14 protein-coding genes and 2 pseudogenes are annotated in these 15,902 nt (G+C 61.0%); 1 reads left to right on the top strand and 15 read right to left on the bottom strand.

Annotated features, from left to right (window positions below; translation table 11 throughout):
- Positions 1-78 precede the first annotated feature (78 nt).
- The 7 genes and pseudogenes from H8S23_RS13400 to purE all read right to left on the bottom strand — a co-directional run bounded on the left by H8S23_RS13400 (position 79) and on the right by purE (position 6,641).
- Entirely contained in the window at positions 79-1,326 is a 1,248-nt protein-coding gene (locus tag H8S23_RS13400) for a phosphoribosylaminoimidazolecarboxamide formyltransferase (protein ID WP_279289098.1), read from the bottom strand.
- A 19-nt stretch (positions 1,327-1,345) separates the two neighbouring features.
- Positions 1,346-2,014: pseudogene (locus tag H8S23_RS14055) on the bottom strand (IMP cyclohydrolase); the annotation flags it as partial.
- A 201-nt stretch (positions 2,015-2,215) separates the two neighbouring features.
- A pseudogene (gene purN, locus H8S23_RS14050) lies at positions 2,216-2,803 on the bottom strand (phosphoribosylglycinamide formyltransferase); the annotation flags it as partial.
- Positions 2,797-3,840: a phosphoribosylformylglycinamidine cyclo-ligase gene (gene purM, locus H8S23_RS13390; RefSeq protein ID WP_186888861.1), complete on the bottom strand. Its 1,044-nt coding sequence runs from the start codon at positions 3,838-3,840 to the stop codon at positions 2,797-2,799. The gene purM and the pseudogene purN, both read right to left, overlap by 7 nt.
- Before the next feature lie 36 nt (positions 3,841-3,876).
- The gene (gene purF, locus H8S23_RS13385) at positions 3,877-5,316 is read right to left on the bottom strand and encodes an amidophosphoribosyltransferase (RefSeq protein WP_186888860.1); all 1,440 of its coding nucleotides are present in this window, start codon (positions 5,314-5,316) and stop codon (positions 3,877-3,879) included.
- A 2-nt stretch (positions 5,317-5,318) separates the two neighbouring features.
- Positions 5,319-6,029, bottom strand: coding sequence for a phosphoribosylaminoimidazolesuccinocarboxamide synthase (gene purC, locus H8S23_RS13380; protein WP_186888859.1), 711 nt, complete (start codon positions 6,027-6,029; stop codon positions 5,319-5,321).
- A gap of 108 nt (positions 6,030-6,137) precedes the next feature.
- Complete coding sequence (gene purE / locus H8S23_RS13375; RefSeq protein ID WP_186888858.1) at positions 6,138-6,641, bottom strand: 5-(carboxyamino)imidazole ribonucleotide mutase; 504 nt, start codon at positions 6,639-6,641, stop codon at positions 6,138-6,140.
- Between the two features lie 985 nt (positions 6,642-7,626).
- Between purE and H8S23_RS13370 the strand changes: the two genes are divergently transcribed.
- Entirely contained in the window at positions 7,627-8,007 is a 381-nt protein-coding gene (locus tag H8S23_RS13370) for a DUF2752 domain-containing protein (protein WP_341479930.1), read from the top strand.
- Positions 8,008-8,173: 166 nt separating this feature from the next.
- On the opposite strand, the gene H8S23_RS13365 is transcribed toward H8S23_RS13370, so the two are convergent.
- From H8S23_RS13365 to H8S23_RS13330, 8 genes are all read right to left on the bottom strand, one after another.
- On the bottom strand, positions 8,174-9,691 hold the full coding sequence (locus H8S23_RS13365) for an FGGY-family carbohydrate kinase (protein ID WP_186888856.1): 1,518 nt from the start codon (positions 9,689-9,691) through the stop codon (positions 8,174-8,176).
- A 17-nt stretch (positions 9,692-9,708) separates the two neighbouring features.
- Entirely contained in the window at positions 9,709-10,521 is an 813-nt protein-coding gene (locus tag H8S23_RS13360) for a BtpA/SgcQ family protein (protein WP_186888855.1), read from the bottom strand.
- Positions 10,522-10,540: 19 nt separating this feature from the next.
- The gene (locus H8S23_RS13355) at positions 10,541-11,371 is read right to left on the bottom strand and encodes a sugar phosphate isomerase/epimerase family protein (RefSeq protein WP_186888854.1); all 831 of its coding nucleotides are present in this window, start codon (positions 11,369-11,371) and stop codon (positions 10,541-10,543) included.
- Between the two features lie 29 nt (positions 11,372-11,400).
- Complete coding sequence (locus tag H8S23_RS13350) at positions 11,401-12,225, bottom strand: TIM barrel protein (protein ID WP_186888853.1); 825 nt, start codon at positions 12,223-12,225, stop codon at positions 11,401-11,403.
- Between the two features lie 74 nt (positions 12,226-12,299).
- The gene (locus tag H8S23_RS13345; protein ID WP_186888852.1) at positions 12,300-13,028 is read right to left on the bottom strand and encodes an HAD family hydrolase; all 729 of its coding nucleotides are present in this window, start codon (positions 13,026-13,028) and stop codon (positions 12,300-12,302) included.
- A gap of 8 nt (positions 13,029-13,036) precedes the next feature.
- The gene (locus tag H8S23_RS13340) at positions 13,037-13,945 is read right to left on the bottom strand and encodes a DMT family transporter (RefSeq protein WP_186888851.1); all 909 of its coding nucleotides are present in this window, start codon (positions 13,943-13,945) and stop codon (positions 13,037-13,039) included.
- A gap of 82 nt (positions 13,946-14,027) precedes the next feature.
- Positions 14,028-15,065: a LacI family DNA-binding transcriptional regulator gene (locus tag H8S23_RS13335; RefSeq protein WP_186888850.1), complete on the bottom strand. Its 1,038-nt coding sequence runs from the start codon at positions 15,063-15,065 to the stop codon at positions 14,028-14,030.
- 115 nt (positions 15,066-15,180) lie between these two features.
- Positions 15,181-15,891, bottom strand: a complete 711-nt coding sequence (locus H8S23_RS13330) for an ABC transporter ATP-binding protein (RefSeq protein ID WP_186888849.1) — start codon at positions 15,889-15,891, stop codon at positions 15,181-15,183.
- Positions 15,892-15,902: the final 11 nt, after the last annotated feature.

Below are 15,902 nucleotides of genomic sequence, written 5' to 3'. Positions count from 1 at the left end.
CCCTCTCATAACAACAAGAAAAGCCCAAAGCGCGGCCGCCCGGGCCGGTCGTGAGCTTTTCTCCCGTTCCGCTTCGGATCAGTGGTGGAACAGCCGGATGCCGCAGAACGCCATGGCGATGCCGTACTTGTCGCAGGTCTCAATGACCTGGTCGTCCCGGATCGAGCCGCCCGGCTCGACGATGGCCTCCACGCCGCTGCGGTGGGCGCGCTCGATGTTGTCCCCAAACGGGAAAAACGCGTCGCTGCCCAGCACCACGCCCTTTACGCCGGCCAGATAACTCTTTTTTTCCGCCGCCGTCAGCGGCTCGGGGCGCACGGCAAAGGTGTTCTGCCAGACGCCGTCTCCCAGCACATCCTCCCAGTCCTCGCTGATATACACGTCGATGGCGTTGTCCCGGTCGGCGCGGCCGATGCCCTCTTTGAACTGCAGGCCAAGCACCTTGGGGTGCTGGCGCAGATGCCAGATATCCGCCTTGTTGCCCGCCAGCCGGGTGCAGTGGATGCGGCTCTGCTGGCCGGCCCCCACCCCGATGGCCTGCCCGTCCTTTGCATAGCAGACCGAGTTGGACTGGGTGTATTTCAGGGTGATGAGCGCCAGCATCAGATCCCGCTTCTGCGCCGCGGTGAGGGTCTTGTTCGCCGTGACCACGTTTTCCAGCAGGGCCTCGGTGACCTCCAGGCCGTTGCGCCCCTGCTCAAACGTGATGCCGAACACGTCCTTGTGCTCCAGGGCTGCCGGCTGATAGTCCGGGTCGATGCGCACGACGTTGTAATTGCCTTTTTTCTTGCTCTTCAGGATCTCCAGCGCCTCGGCGGAGTAGCCCGGCGCGATGACGCCGTCCGACACCTCCCGCTTGATGATGCGGGCCGTGGCCGCGTCGCATTCATCCGACAGGGCGATCCAGTCGCCGAAACTGGACATGCGGTCCGCGCCGCGGGCCCGGGCATACGCGCAGGACAGGGGCGAAAGCTCCATTCCCTCGACGAAATAGATCTTTTTCAGGGTGTCGGACAGCGGAAGCCCCAGGGCGGCGCCCGCCGGGCTGACATGCTTGAAGCTGGCCGCGGCCGGCAGGCCGGCGGCCTTTTTCAGCTCCCGCACCAGCTGCCAGGAGTTGAGCGCGTCCATAAAGTTGATGTATCCGGGCTTGCCGTTCAGCACTTCCAGCGGCAGCTCCCCCTCGCGCACCAGCAGCTTTGCGGGTTTCTGGTTGGGGTTGCAGCCGTATTTGAGTTCCAGCTCTTTCATTGCAAAACGCGTCCTTTCGGTTTGTTCCTGTTTTTTGCGCCCCGTGCCGGGACGCGCGCTTTCGCCGCGCCGCAGCGGCGCGCGGGAAAAAGTTTTATTTGATCATGCCGGGATGGAACGGCTCTTTGGCGGCCGGGGCCGCGTCCACTTTTTTGTACTTGTTGACGATGCGGGTCTCGGGGCGCCCGTCGCCCAGCGGGATATAGCGCACAAAGAGGCTGACCTTGTTGGCCTCGTTGAGATTTTCCCACAGCGTCCGGGTGAACGAGTCGATATCCCCCCGGATGGCGATGCGCCGCGGCTCGCCGGTAAAGCTGGGGATGGGGTCGCCGTCGCCGTCGTAGGTGTGCAGAAAGCGTCCCTCGCCGGGCAGGGGCTTGGGGTATTCGTAAAAGAACCGCTCCACCGACTCGGGATCGCCGCCGTCGCTTTTGATGATGCCCATCCGGTAGCGCATGCGGCCGCCGGTGACTTTCAGGTAGCTGCTCACCCGCGGGGTATAGTTTGGGGCGTCGGGCTCAAACGAGCGCTTGCGCAGCGCTTTGGAAAAGCTCTCGCCGTTTTCCATGCAGTCATAGATGGTATCGGTCTGGTCGCCGTTGGTGACGATGGTGATCTGGTCGCCCAGCACCCGCACCGGCGCGTAGATGATCAGGGTCGGGTCCACCATCTTGCTCTCGTTAGCCGCCTCGGTGATGACGCCGCCGTCCCGCTCGGTAAAGACGCGGTTGCGGCTGTTGGCGCTGCGGCCCATGATGAAATAGGCGGCGACGGCGTTTCTGCCGTCCTCGCTGCGGCCAAGGATGATGCCCCGGCCGGGGTAGCTGTTCTCGCGCAGCAGCGCTGCGATGTCCTGTGTGGCCATAACTTTCGGCTCCTTTTCTGTTTCAGTTGATGTCCGGCTGTGCGCCCCCGCCGCGCCGCGGCAGGGGCAGGTGGGCGGGGCAGCCGCCTCTTCGCCCGCCTCGCGGGCGCAGACCAGCTCTACGGCGCGGGGCAGCAGCTGCCATTCGGCCTGCTCCATCACGCGGCGCTGCAGGGTCTCCGGCGTGTCGCCGGGCAGCACCTCCACCGCTTTCTGCAGCAGGATCTCGCCGCCGTCCGGCACCTCGTTGACAAAGTGCACGGTGGCGCCCGTCACCCTCACCCCTTTGTCCAGCGCGGCCCGGTGGACCCGCAGCCCGTACATGCCCGCCCCGCAGAAGCTGGGGATCAGGCTGGGGTGGACGTTCAATATCCGGCCCGGATAGGCCGCGATCACCGCCGGTCCCAAAATGGAGAGGAACCCGGCCAGCACCACGACCCGGATCTCGTGCGCCGCCAGCACCTGCAGCAATGCGGCGTCAAAGGCCGCGCCGTCCGGGTACTCCCTGCGGCAGACCACCTGGGCGGGCACGCCCGCTTTGGCCGCCCGCTCCAGCGCGGCCACGCCCGGGCGGCTGGAGACCACCAGGGCGATCTGCGCGTGGGGCAGGCCGCCCGCGGCGGCGGCGTTTAGGATCGCCTGCAGGTTGGTGCCGCCGCCGGAAACCAGTACCGCCACCCTTACCACAGCTCGACCCCGCCTTCCCCGGCCGCCAGCTCGCCCAGCAGATAGGCGTCCTCGCCGTTTTCGCGCAGGATCGCGAGCGCGCGGTCCGCATCGGCGGCCGCCACCACCAGGCACATGCCCACGCCCATGTTGTAGGTGTTGAACATATCCCGCTCCGGGATGCCGCCCTCGCGGGCGATGAGGCCGAACAGCGGCGGCGTTTTGACCGCCGCCTTCTCGATGCGGGCGGTGAGCCCCTGCGGCAGGCAGCGGGGGATGTTTTCATAAAAACCGCCGCCGGTGATGTGGCTCGCGCCCAGCACCTCTATCTGCCGCGCCAGCGCCAGCACCGGCTTCACATAGATGCGGGTCGGCTCCAGCAGCGCCTCGCCCAGCGTGCGGCCCAGTTCGGGGACATGGCGTTCCGCCGCGCCGTGCTCCAGGTCAAAAACCCGGCGCACCAGCGAAAAGCCGTTGGAGTGCACCCCGCTGGAGGGCAGCGCGATGATCGCGTCGCCCTGGCGCATGCGGCTGTTGTCGAACAGCCGGGCCCGATCCACCAGGCCCACCGTGAAGCCCGCCAGGTCGTACTCGTCCTCGGGATAAAAGCCGGGCATCTCGGCGGTCTCGCCGCCAATCAGCGCCGCGCCCGCCTGCACACAGCCCTCGGCCACGCCCGACACGATGGCCGCGATCTTCTCCGGCCTGTTTTTGCCGCAGGCGATATAGTCCAGAAAAAACAGCGGCTGCGCGCCGCAGCAGATCACGTCGTTGACACACATGGCCACGCAGTCGATGCCCACGGTGTCGTGCCGGTCCAGCAGAAAGGCCAGTTTCAGCTTGGTGCCCACGCCGTCGGTGCCGGACACCAGCACCGGCTGCGACATGCCGGTGAGGTCCGGCGCGAACAGGCCGCCGAAGCCGCCCAGCCCCCCCAGCACGCCGGCGTTTCCCTGCTGGGTGCGCGCCACATGTTTTTTCATCAGCTCTACCGCCGTATAGCCGGCCGTGATGTCCACCCCCGCGGCGCGGTAGCTCTCGCTAAAGCTCTTTTCCATAACGTCTCCTATCCCCCCGCCCTGCCGGCGGCCCGTTTATTTCTGCCCAGAGATCTTTTTTTCAAACTTGCTCTTCTGGCTCTTTTTCGGCGGCTCCACCGGATATTTCCCGGTAAAACAGCCGCTGCAGAAGCCGCATTTGGAGTTGTCCGCCAGCTTGTCCAGACAGTTCACATCCAGATACCCCAGGCTGTCCACCTCGATGATGCTGCGGATCTCCTCCACCGTATGCCGGTAGGCGATCAGGTGCTCGCTGGAATCGATGTCGGTGCCGAAGTAGCAGGGATACAGGAACGGCGGCGCCGAAAGCCGCATGTGCACCTCTTTGGCCCCGGCCTCCCGCAGCAGCTTGACGATCTTCAGGCTGGTGGTGCCGCGCACAATGGAGTCATCCACCAGCACCACCCGTTTGCCCCGCACCACCGAGGCGATGGGGTTGAGCTTGATGCGCACGTCGTTCTCCCGCTGCTTCTGGGTGGGGGCGATAAAGGTGCGGCCGATGTATTTGTTTTTCAAAAAGCCGATATCGTAGGGGATGCCGCTCTGCTTGGCATAGCCCAGCGCCGCGTCCAGCCCCGAATCCGGCACGCCGATGACCACGTCGGCCTGCACCGGGTGCTGCAGCGCCAGAAACGCGCCCGCCCTCTGCCGCGCGATGTGCACGCTGGAACCATCGATCACCGAGTCGGGCCGGGCAAAATAGATGAACTCAAAGACGCACATCGCCGTGGGGCCGCCGCAGTGGTCTCGGATGCTGCGCACCCCCTGCGCGTCCACCACAACGATCTCGCCCGGCTCGATATCCCGCACGAATTCCGCTCCCACGGCGTCGAACGCGCAGGATTCGCTGGCAAACAGGACGCTCTCCCCCATCCGCCCCATGCACAGCGGGCGGAAGCCCACCGGGTCGCGCGCGGCGATCAGTTTGCTGGGTGAAGAGATGACCAGGCTGTAAGCCCCCGCCAGCTGCCCCATGGCCGATCCCACCGCCGCCTCGATGCTGGGCGCGTGGATGCGCTCTTTGGTGATGGCATAGGCGATGACCTCGGTGTCGCTGGTGGTGTGGAAGATGCCCCCCTCCAGCTCAAACTTTTCCCGCAGCTCGGCCGCATTGGTCAGGTTGCCGTTGTGCGCCAGGGCCATGCTGCCCTTGATATGCCGCACCACCAGCGGCTGCGCATTGCTGCGGCTGCGGGTGCCGGTGGTGGCGTAGCGGCAATGCCCCACCGCCATGCGGCCGCCGCCCAGGGCTGTGAGCTTTTCCGGGGTGAACACCTCGTTCACCAGGCCCACGTCCTTGTGCAGCGTAAAAACGCCGTCGTCGTTGATCGCCATGCCGCAGCTCTCCTGGCCCCGGTGCTGCAGCGCGTAGAGGCCGTAATAGGTCAGCGCGGCCACGTCCCCCGCCTCGCCCCGGTCGTAAACGCCAAAGACGCCGCACTCCTCGTGCAGTTTTTCGCTCCCGCTCTCTCTCATGCTCACTCCCCCAGCAGGCGCTTGAGGACCTCGCGATAGGCGTCCTCCTCGCCGCCGAGATCACGGCGGAACAGATCCTTATCCAGATGGGCGCCGGTGGACGCATCCCAGAAGCGGCAGGTGTCGGGGCTGATCTCATCCGCCAGGACGATCTGCCCGCCGGGCAGGCGGCCGAATTCCAGCTTGAAATCAATGAGATCGATGTTGAATTTTGCCAGATAGGCTTTCAGCACCTCATTCACCTTGAACGCATAGGCGTTGATGGTGTCCAGCTCCTCCCGGGTGGCCGCGCCCAGGGCGATGGCGTGATAGCTGTTGATCAGCGGGTCTCCCAGCGCGTCGTCCTTGTAGCTGTACTCCAGCGTGGGGCTGGCAAAGCGGGTGCCCTCCGCCACGCCCAGGCGGGCGGTAAAGCTGCCCGCCGCCACATTGCGCACGATGACCTCCAGCGGCACGATGCTCACCTTTTTGACCACCGTCTCCCGGTCGGAGAGCTGCTCCACAAAATGGGTGGGCACGCCGTTTTCTTCCAGCATCTTCATCAGCGAGTTGGTGACCTTGTTGTTCACCACGCCCTTGCCGCGGATGGTGCCTTTCTTGGCGCCGTTGCCCGCGGTGGCGTCGTCCTTATAATCCACGATCACCAGTTCGGGGTCGTCGGTCGCATAGACCTTTTTGGCTTTGCCTTCATACAGCTGTTCCCGTTTTTCCATCCTAATTCCCTCCGCATTTTCATTGCTTATTCCTGTCAACAGGTCCAAATCGTGCGCGTTATGGTGCCCGCCGTCCCCCCGTCCATTGTCCCCGGACGGAGAGCGCGCTTATTTCAGCTGATCCGCCAGGGTCTGCTGCAGCTTGGCGTCCTTGGCGCGCAGGCGCTCCGCCTCCGCATCGCGGCGGGCGCGCAGGCGGCCGCGCAGCGCCTCGTCCTCCACTGCCAGGATCTCGGCCGCCAGCAGACCGGCGTTTTTGCCGCCGTCGATGGCCACCGTAGCCACCGGGATGCCCCAGGGCATCTCCACCGTCGCGAGCAGGGCGTCCATGCCGTCGGCAGCGCCGCCGCGGATGGGCAGGCCGATCACCGGCAGCACGGTATTTGCGGCCAGCGCGCCCGCCAGATGGGCGGCCATGCCCGCCGCGCCGATCAGCACCCCAAAACCGTTCTCCAGCGCCTTTTCGCTGAACTCGGCCGCCGCCTTGGGGGTGCGGTGCGCGCTCATCACATGCGCCTCAAACGGGACCTCCAGCTCCCGCAGCACGTCGATGGCTTTCTGCACCACCGGCAGGTCCGTGTCGCTGCCCATCAGGATACCAACTTTTTTCATCGTCTGTTCCTCCCTGTATCTTTTAATGTAATAAAATAATAAAAGACTTCATCCGCCGCGCCAGGGCGCGGCCTGACCCCGCCTGCGCAGGCCTGCGGCCGCATCTCCGGCAGTAAAAAAGGCCATGGCACACGTATGCCATAGCCTTACACTTCGCCGCGTTTACCGCAGGTTACACTGGTCTTGTTCTCACGGGGAAAAAAGGTTGCTCCCCTCCCGGGGAAGCCGTTCAAAAAGCGGGCACTTGCCCCTGCGCCCGGACCGCCGGACCCGCCGGACTGGTTCCAATCGCACTGCCTCATGCCGCTCCTCCTCTTCTCGCACCGCAAAATCGCCGTGAACAGAGCCCGGCAAAGAGAGGGCGGACCCTCTCTTTGCCGGAGACAAAGTACAATATAATATTAGAGGGTTTGTCCGGCAAAAGCAATGGCTGGGGGCGACTTTTTATTTTTTCGGGGAAACAGACAGGGAAACGGCGATTTTTGCCGCCCCGCTTTATCCATTTTTACAACGGTTCCCAAAAGTGCCGCCCGGCCCGGCGCATTCTCTGTACCTCTCCGCGGGCGCTTCTCTTTTCCCTGGCGTATCCCCCTGGGCGCGTCCGCCCGGTTGACGCGAGGGAGGGGGAGGTGACAAAGCTGCGCAGCCGCACTGCCCCTCCGGGCGCGCCCGCCGGTTGACGCGGAGGGTCCTCTTTGATATCCTTAAAAAAACAGGAACTGCGCCGCTGTTTTCTGCGCCTGCCCGCCCACGCCGCAGTCGGGCGCAATCGGGACGGCGGGCCCCGGGCCCGGCGCGCCCGGCGGCCTTTGACGGCTTTGCACCCCAAAGCCGGAAAAAGATGTTTTCTGCGCGCCTGCCCGGCGCCGCATCAAAGGAGGGAGCCTATGATCTTCAACAGAAAAAACGCGGCCTGCGCCCGCTTTTTCCCGTTTGCCCGGCCCCCTCTGCGGGCCCGGCGCAGCGGCGCGGGGGGCGCCGGGCTGTGAAGAGCCGTCTGCAGCGGCTGGTGCTGCTCACCGGCCTGGTGCTGCTGGGGGTGGCGGCAGGGGTGGCGCTCTCCCGCGCCGGAGTGGGGGTGCCCTGCCTTTTCCACGCCGCCACCGGGCTGGACTGCCCGGGCTGCGGCGCGACGCGGATGCTGAGCGCGCTGGCAGCAGGCGACCTTGCAGCGGCATGGCGCAGCAATCCGGCCCTGCTGCTGCTCTGCCCCCTGCTGGCCCTGCTGGCCGTGCGGCTCGCCGCAGGCTGGGCGCGCACCGGCACCCTGCGTCCATCCCCTGTCCAGACCTTTCTGCTGTGGGCCTGCGCGGCAGTGCTTCTGGTTTTCGGCGTGCTGCGCAATCTGCCCTTTTATCCCTATTGACCCCTCGTTCTTTTCTCTCTCCCAGTATTCCCCTGATTTTCAGAACGTTCTCAGGTGAAACGCAGCCTGCCGGTACGAAAAGTACCGGCAGGCCGCGTTTTTTCGCTCCCCCGCGGGAGCGCCACCGGGCGGGAAAGGAGAGGGGTCCCCGCCTTTTTTTCTCTTATCAGAGGGAATGCATCAAATCCCGGTTGCGGTGATAAAGTTCACCAAATATTTTTACATACGGCTGATAGAGTTCATGATCCTTTTTATTCGGATAGTAACGTTGGCCCGGGCGGATATGACTGCGGATCTCGCCAAAACCGCCAAAGTGTCCCACGCCAATAGCGGCCATTACCGCATCTCCGAAAGAGGCCCCGACGGTGACGTCCGCCGTGACGATCTCAATGCCCAGGATATCCGAGATGATCTGCATCCAAACGGGGGACTTGGTCCCGCCGCCGACCGCATAAATAGTGCGGATGTCCACCTGATTTTCTTGAAAAATGCGAAAGTGCTGTGCCAGCGAGTACCCCACTGCCTCCAATGCGGAACGGTACATATGCTTGCGGGTATGCCGCAGTGTGAGGCCAAACAAAAGCCCCCGCGCCCGCGGGTCATTGATGGGGGTCCGCTCCCCGGCAAAGTAGGGCAAGGTGATCAGGCCTTCCGATCCGGGCGGGATCTCTTCGATCCCCTCCAGCATCGCCTGATAGGCGTTGGGCCCGCCGGCCTCTTCCTTCTCCGCTTTGTCAAAAAAGATGTTGTCTCGGTACCATCGGGTCAGGGTGCCGGCGTTGTTGGTGCCGCCCTGAACGCTGAATGTACCCGGGATCAAGAACCCGCCGCTCCAGACGCGGGAGTCTTTTATCAATTTGTCGCACAGCCCGATCAAATACAGGGAAGAGCCGATCTGGACCATCATGTCCCCTTTTTCCAGCACCCCCGTACTGATCGCCTCCGCGGCGGAATCGTCTGCGCCGGCGATCACCGGGGTCCCCTCTTTGAGCCCCGTGTCCGCAGCGGCCCGCCGGGTAACCGTCCCCACTACATCGGTGGTGTCACACACCCGGGCCAACTGGTCGGGGCGGCAAAATGTTTCGCAGTATTCCATATCCACCGAGCCATCACGGGGGTCATAGAGCGGAGTGAACGCCCCATAGGCAAGAAAGCGGTCGATCACATAGCATCCGGTCAGCTTTGCGGTGATAAAGGAGGAGCCGGTCAAAAACTTGTAGGCCTTATCATAAACTTCCGGCTCGTTGTTTTTCAGCCAGAGGATCTTGGGCGGCACGTCATTGGAACACAGCGGACGGCCGTTGAACTCCAGCACCTTTTCCAGGCCGTATTTTCTGTTCAGCTGCGCGATCTCCTTTTCCGCCCGCGCATCGATCCCATACAAAATCGCCTTGCGCAGCGGCCGGCAGTCCTCGTCCACGGCGACCAGATCTGCCCCCAGCGTGCTGGCTCCCACCGCGGCGATCTCAGAATTTTTGATCCCCGTTTTCTGCAAAAGCGCATGGGTGATCTTGCAGAAGTCACCCCACCACACTTTCTCGGCATCGTGCTCAAAATAATTCTCCCGCGGGTTTTCAAGCCCGTGGCGTTCGGCGTGGATCGCCATGACCCGGCATTCCCCGTCTATCAGCACCCCTTTGCTCTCATAGGTGCCGATGTCGATCCCCAAAAAAAATTTTGCCATCCCGCGCCCCTTTCCGGCTACAGGCTGCCGCGGCAGGCGCGTACGGCAGCCATGAATTCCTCTACCCTTTCACGGTCGGCAAAATTTTCAAACTTTCCTTCCTTTTTAAACGACGTGCCCACAAAAGCCCCGTCGCAGTGTTTGAGCTTTTCGGCAACATTCTCTTTTCTTGTCCCCGTATTGCTGAACACCGCTGTGCCCGGCGCCGCCGCGCGGATCTTTTGCAGAAGGTCGGTATCCGCATCTTCTCCGGCATGGATGCCTGAGATGCAAAGCCCCGCGGGCTGGCATTTGAACACCGTGGCCTGGGCGACGACCTCCAGGGAACGCCCGCTGAGGTCTCCGTCCGACTCGGCGTTGATCATATAAAACATCAAGAGGTCGTCCATCCTGAGCTCTTTCTTCTTGCGGACATACTCGCCCGCATTCTTCGAGCGGATCCCGCTTTCCCCCACATAGCCGCCCGCAAACACGCTGCGCACGAATTGTGCTTCCACCGCCGCAGCCAGTTCGATCGTGGCCATCGGGTCACTGATGGCGTGGACGCCAAAGGGCACGCGGATCTCCTCTTTCAGTCTTCCGATGATATAGGCCATCGCTGCCGTCGTCACATGCTCCAAATGATCCAGATAAGGAAAGCTGAACTCGTTGGAAAACAGGATGCCGTCCACTCCGCCGTCCTGCAGGGCATGAAGCTCCTCACGGGCACAGGCTACCAGCTCTTCCAGCTTTTGCCCGGCGCGATATCCGGGGTCTCCGGGAAGCTCTCTGAAATGGAGAAGGGCAATAATGGGTTTTGCCGTTCCGAAAAGTTCTTTGATCGTCTGCATGATAATTTTCCTTTCTTCCTCATTGGAGGGCGGCTTTTACAGTCTCGATCCCCCGTCCGACGGAGTGGTTGGGGTCGATATAGTGCTTTCTTGAGCAGACTTCCAGCGTGATGGTGCCGTCAAAGTCATGCTTTTCCAGCTGCGCTATGTACTCCCTCAGCGGCAGATCTCCGTATCCCCAGGGCACCTGTCCCGACTCGTTGAGATGGATGTGGACGATATCTTTGCCAAATGCGTCAAAATAGTCGTCCAGCCGCTCCCCCTTTACCGCCATATGGCAGGTGTCCACCAGAAGCTTCACATTCGGCAGCCCGACCTCTTCCAGCATGCGTTTTGCGCTGGGAATATCCCCCACCAGGTTGGACTCGACGATCTGCAGCGGCTCCAGCGCCAGGGTGACCCCCTGCTCTGCGGCGAATGCCGCAATTTCGATGATCGCCTCACGCGCCAGTTCCCAGGCCGTTTCAAGCCCATCCGGCTTGTCATAAAACCCCCAGCCCGGGCAAAGATGCAGCAATGGAGACTCCAGGATCCGGCACAACTCGGCCGCACGCTTCATAGAAGCGATGGATCTGCTGCGGATGAGCTGGTCTTCTGCTGCGATATTGAAAGGATATACCACCTGCTCAGGGCAGACACAGAAACAGCGCAGCCCCCGGGAACGGATCTTTTCCCCCAGCTGCCGAAACTCCCCGTCCGTGGAGTCCTCCAGATGGACGTGCGGATTTGCCGTCCAGAGATTGATGTTCTTCATCCCCATATCCCGGGCCGCGTCCAAAAAATAGTCCAGGGTGTAAAACAGATAGTTCATATTCATGATGCCGAACTGGTTCCAGTTTAATTTTCTCATGTCTGCTCTCCCGCCTTTTCGATCTGTCTTTACCTGTACTCCAGCACCCGGCGTATGCTGCGGATCTCCTGCGCGGCAAACAGCTCGGGGTCGCGGCCATAGGGCGAGACCAGCTCTGAACTGAGCCAGCCGTCATAGCCGTACTTGCGCAGGATCGCCATCAGGCCCTGCAGGGGGATCTTCCCCTCGCCCAGGGGGAAGTGATGCTGATCGCGGCCGTCGCTGTCAATAAAATGGATATAGGCCATATTGTCGCCCAGCTTTTCAAAGTAGTCTGCAAAGGTCTCCCAGTGCACCGTCGGCGTGACCGTATCCAACATGCCCTTGAGGCGGGGGCTGCCGACCTCTTCGATCAATTCGACAAGATCATCCAGAAAGATGACGACATTGCTCTCCATGAGCGTGACGGCCTCCAGGACAAGGTCGATCCCCATTTTCTCCGCGTGGTCGGCAAGCGTTTTCAGCACATAAACGACGTTTTCTCTGTTCTTTCTGCGGTTGGTGCCGTGGCCGGCGTGTCCCGCAGCCAGCTGAACGCGGGGCGCCCCGATCGCCCGTGAGACATCGATGGCTCTTTTGAGATAATCGATGGTCTCGCTCCGCTCTTTTTCATCTGTCGTCGCGATATTGAACGGATACCCGAGCACCTCGGGCGTATACATGGGGACTTCCAGATGATACTGCTCTTTCATGCGCAGCACCTCTTCGCAGCGGGCTTCGTCCATGTCGTAGGGGTAAGCCTGGGGGCGTCCCCCCCAGATCTCGACGCCGTCATATCCCTGTTCCGATGCGACCTGAAAAACTTTTTCCAGGTGATAGTGGCGGAATAACAGCGACAGCAGTGCGATCTTCATTTTTATCCTTCCTTTCCTTTGTCCCCGGCAGCCCGTTTTATCTCAGAGCTGAAAGGGAAACCGTGCGGCCGGCGTCAGGCCTGCAGCCTGCCGCCGTCGTAAACTTCATAAGCGCGCCGGATCAGCTCCTGGGGCGCTATCTTCGCAAGATCGACACAGAGGGGGGAGAGCGCGGCCACCGCCGAACCGGTCGCTTCGTTGGGAAACGCCGCCGCCCAGATGCCCGCTGCGGCTGCAGCCCGCATCCCCAGGGCAGAATCCTCCACTGCAATCATTTTTGCCGATCTCTCCAGATGAAGCAGCTCTATCGCTTTCCAGTAAAGATCCGGCGCCGGTTTGGGGCGCAGAGCGCTCTCACGGGAGACGACGCAGTCAAAGCAGCTCTCCAGGGAAAGCTGTTCCAGCCATCTTTTCAGATAATCCCGCCCGGAATTCGATACGAGCGCCAATTTTATCCCCTCATTTTTTGCATAGGCAAAATAAGAGCGGACGCCGGGACGCAGAGTAAGCTCCTTCGACGCCTCCTGAAACGGAGGTCTTACTTCGGAGAGGATCTGTTCTTCCCTCATCCCCCCTATGCGGGCAATGTGGGAAATGACCTGCCGGTCCCCGTCGCCCACATAGGCCAACAGTTCTTCTTTTTTGACCGGCAGCGCCCGGCTTTTACAAAACTGGTACAAACAGTTCGACCAAACCGTTTCGGTATCCACGAGCACGCCGTCGAAGTCGAAGAGAAAAGCGTCCAGCACATCCTGGCTTCTGCCGGTTTTCTCTCTCTTTTCCGAGCATACCTCTCTCATCATCTCTCCCCTCACCCTGCGCCTGCATCGTCTTGCGCCCTGCGAAAGTCCATCCAGATCATCGCGGCAACGGCGGCCAGGATGAGCAGGATACCGGCGGCCGTCCGGCCCCCGATTTTTTCAGAGAGGAAAAGGGCACCGAGCACGCAGCTTCCCGCCGGCTCTAACAGGCTGAAAAATGCGGCCGTGGCCCCTCCCAGCAGGCGGATCCCCTGCTGAAAAAATGCGGCGCCGAAAACCGAGGTCCCCACTGCGGCGGCAGCTGTGTAAAGCTGCGCCTGAACCGATGGAAAAAAGCGGAGCGTCCCGGTGCAGATGCCGTAGAGGAAAGAAAAGGCAGCGCCGCTGACAGCGAGATAAAACGCAAACACCAGGGGGTCCACGGCGGAAACACCGCTTTTGTCCACCAGCAGGATATACCCGGCGTACACTGCACCCGAGGCAACTGCACACAAGACCCCGACCGCGCCCTGCCCGCCGCCGTCCCGGTCGATGAACAAAGCGACCGCTCCCGTCGCGATCAGGAGGGTGATCCACTTATAGGCCGGCAGACGCGTATGGAAAAAAACGCGTCCCAGCACTGCGGCAAAAAGCGGATACATAAAGTGCAGCGTTGTCGCGACGCCGCTGCTCACATAGTTGTAGCTTGAATAAAGCAGCAGCGAGGTGATGCCTTTACCCAGCACCCCGGCTGTCGCAGCCCACAGTGCCAGGCGCCAGGGCAGGCGAAGCGATCTTTTGCCGGCGATCAGCAGGACGGCCAGGACAGGGAGCGCCCACACGCTTTTATAAAAATTGAACGTCTCTGCATTGCTGCCCGCGGCATACGCAAAACCGGCAAAAACCGGAAGTGTGCCATATAACAGCGCGGAGAGGGATGTGAACAATATCCCCTTTGCCCGATGGGAGTCGATCTTCAATTTGCAACCTCCGTTGTAAGAAAAAAGGCAGCGTGCAATTTGCACACTGCCTTTTAAAAGACTTATCCGGGCGGCGCCCCTTTCATTTTTGAAAAGGGATACAGTCAGAATAGTCGCACACGCTTTCCCGCTCGATGATCGTTGTTTCCACCCGCAGGCGGATGACCGGCCCCGCCGGGTTTTCGATCTGCTCCTGCAGCAGCTTGACCGCCCATTTCCCGATCTCGCAGGGATGCGCGTCGCAGGTGGTCAGCTGCGGGGAATGCATGGTACAGCTGGCGATATTGTCGCCGCCGATGATAGAAACGTTTTTCGGGACACGGATCCCATACTCCTGCAGGGCCTTCATTGCCCCAAGGGCAAGGCAGTCCGAATTCGATACCAGCGCTGAGGGCAGATCGATCCCCTGCGCCAGCAGTTTCTTCATGCTCTTATAAGCGCCGTCAAACGTCGGTTCAACATCATAGACATACTCGTCGTGCGCCTGCAGCCCATACGATTCCATGGCGTTGAGATAGCCGCGGAAACACTCGGTACAGATGCTGGTGGGGCGCGCATTTCGGATGTAGCCGATCCGCTTGTGCCCTCTGCGCAGCAGATATTCCACCTTTCCGCGCATGGAATTCCAGGTGTGTGTGGAAACGCTGGTCACAGAAAGCTTTACCAGATCATTGTCGATGATGACGATCGGTTTTCTGACGTCTTTTAGTAAAGGCCTGTCCTCATTACTAAACTCCGTGCCCAAAAGGATACTTCCTTCAAAAGGCTCATTATTTACTTTTTCAAAAACGTCAGGCAGCGTTTCGGCATTGGCGACCTTAAACACAAGCTCATAGCCCGCTTTGTTGCAGCACTGCTCCACTTCGTCCATCAGCCTCGAAATGTATTCCGGGTTGCCGTCAACCATCAGGGAGTGGCGCTTGTACTTGATAAAGATGACCTTTTTCGGCTCTGGCGACGATATCGCAGGGGCCTGCCGTTTTATCGTATATCCGTTGGCCTCCAGCATGGCGCCGACGCGCTCTTTTGTCGCCGCGCCGACCCCTTTGCGGTCATGCAGAACCATGGTCACTGTAGATTGTGATACCCCCGCTGCCTGCGCGATCTCTTTTAAATTCATCCTGAATACCGCCATAATTTATAATTTATATTATGGATAGAGTATCACGAAAAAAATGAGGTGTCAATTTTAAAAAGCTAAAATTTATTAAATTTTCTCCACCCTTTCTGCACCCTTACATTCCGAGATAAACACGTTTCAGGTCTTCGTTTTCCAGCAGTTCTTTTCCTGTGCCGGTGAGCACGATCCTGCCGTTTTCAAGCGCATAGCCGCGATCGGAGTTGCGCAGGGATTTTTCCACGTTTTGCTCTACCAGCAGGATCGTCGTGCCGCGGGCACGGATCTCCCCAAGCTTTGAAAAGATCAGCTGTACATTGACGGGAGAAAGCCCGAGACTGGGCTCGTCAAGGATCAGCAGCCGGGGGTCGGACATCAGGGACCGGCCAATGGCAAGCATCTGCTGTTCGCCGCCGGAAAGCGTCCTTGCCGCCTGCCCGCTGCGCTCTTCCAGCAGCGGGAACAGCCCCAGCACGTATTTGAGGTTCTCCCCCGCGTCCCTGCGCCCCCGTTTGCAGTAGGCCCCCATCTCCAGGTTTTCCATCACGGTCATATCCGGAAAAAGATGACGGCCCTCCGGGCATTGGATGATCCCCAGTTCAACGCGGTCATACCCGGGCACTTTTGTGATATCCTTGCCATCAAAGGAGACCTCGCCTCCCCTGATGTCCAAAACACCTGAGATCGCCTTGCACACCGTCGTCTTGCCCGCGCCGTTGGATCCCACGATACTGATCATTTCCCCCTCATCGATGTAGATAGAGCATTCCTGCAGTGCCGAGACTGCATCGTATGAAACGGAGACCTGATTCAACTCTAACAGATGCATATGTGTTTCCT

This window comes from Anaerofilum hominis (genome assembly GCF_014287275.1).
Classification (GTDB): Bacteria; Bacillota; Clostridia; order Oscillospirales; family Ruminococcaceae; genus Pygmaiobacter; species Pygmaiobacter hominis.
Note: the sequence above shows the minus strand (reverse complement) of the source record. Positions and strands in the feature narration are given on the sequence as shown.

Bases quoted from the DNA above. Each gene is read 5' to 3' on its own strand.
- purM (WP_186888861.1), bottom strand. From the start codon at position 3,840: ATGGAAAAGAGCTTTAGCGAGAGCTACCGCGCCGCGGGGGTGGACATC.
- purF (WP_186888860.1), bottom strand. From the start codon at position 5,316: ATGAGAGAGAGCGGGAGCGAAAAACTGCACGAGGAGTGCGGCGTCTTT.
- purC (WP_186888859.1), bottom strand. From the start codon at position 6,029: ATGGAAAAACGGGAACAGCTGTATGAAGGCAAAGCCAAAAAGGTCTAT.
- purE (WP_186888858.1), bottom strand. From the start codon at position 6,641: ATGAAAAAAGTTGGTATCCTGATGGGCAGCGACACGGACCTGCCGGTG.
- H8S23_RS13365 (WP_186888856.1), bottom strand. From the start codon at position 9,691: ATGGCAAAATTTTTTTTGGGGATCGACATCGGCACCTATGAGAGCAAA.
- H8S23_RS13360 (WP_186888855.1), bottom strand. From the start codon at position 10,521: ATGCAGACGATCAAAGAACTTTTCGGAACGGCAAAACCCATTATTGCC.
- H8S23_RS13355 (WP_186888854.1), bottom strand. From the start codon at position 11,371: ATGAGAAAATTAAACTGGAACCAGTTCGGCATCATGAATATGAACTAT.
- H8S23_RS13350 (WP_186888853.1), bottom strand. From the start codon at position 12,225: ATGAAGATCGCACTGCTGTCGCTGTTATTCCGCCACTATCACCTGGAA.
- H8S23_RS13345 (WP_186888852.1), bottom strand. From the start codon at position 13,028: ATGATGAGAGAGGTATGCTCGGAAAAGAGAGAGAAAACCGGCAGAAGC.
- H8S23_RS13335 (WP_186888850.1), bottom strand. From the start codon at position 15,065: ATGAATTTAAAAGAGATCGCGCAGGCAGCGGGGGTATCACAATCTACA.
- H8S23_RS13330 (WP_186888849.1), bottom strand. From the start codon at position 15,891: ATGCATCTGTTAGAGTTGAATCAGGTCTCCGTTTCATACGATGCAGTC.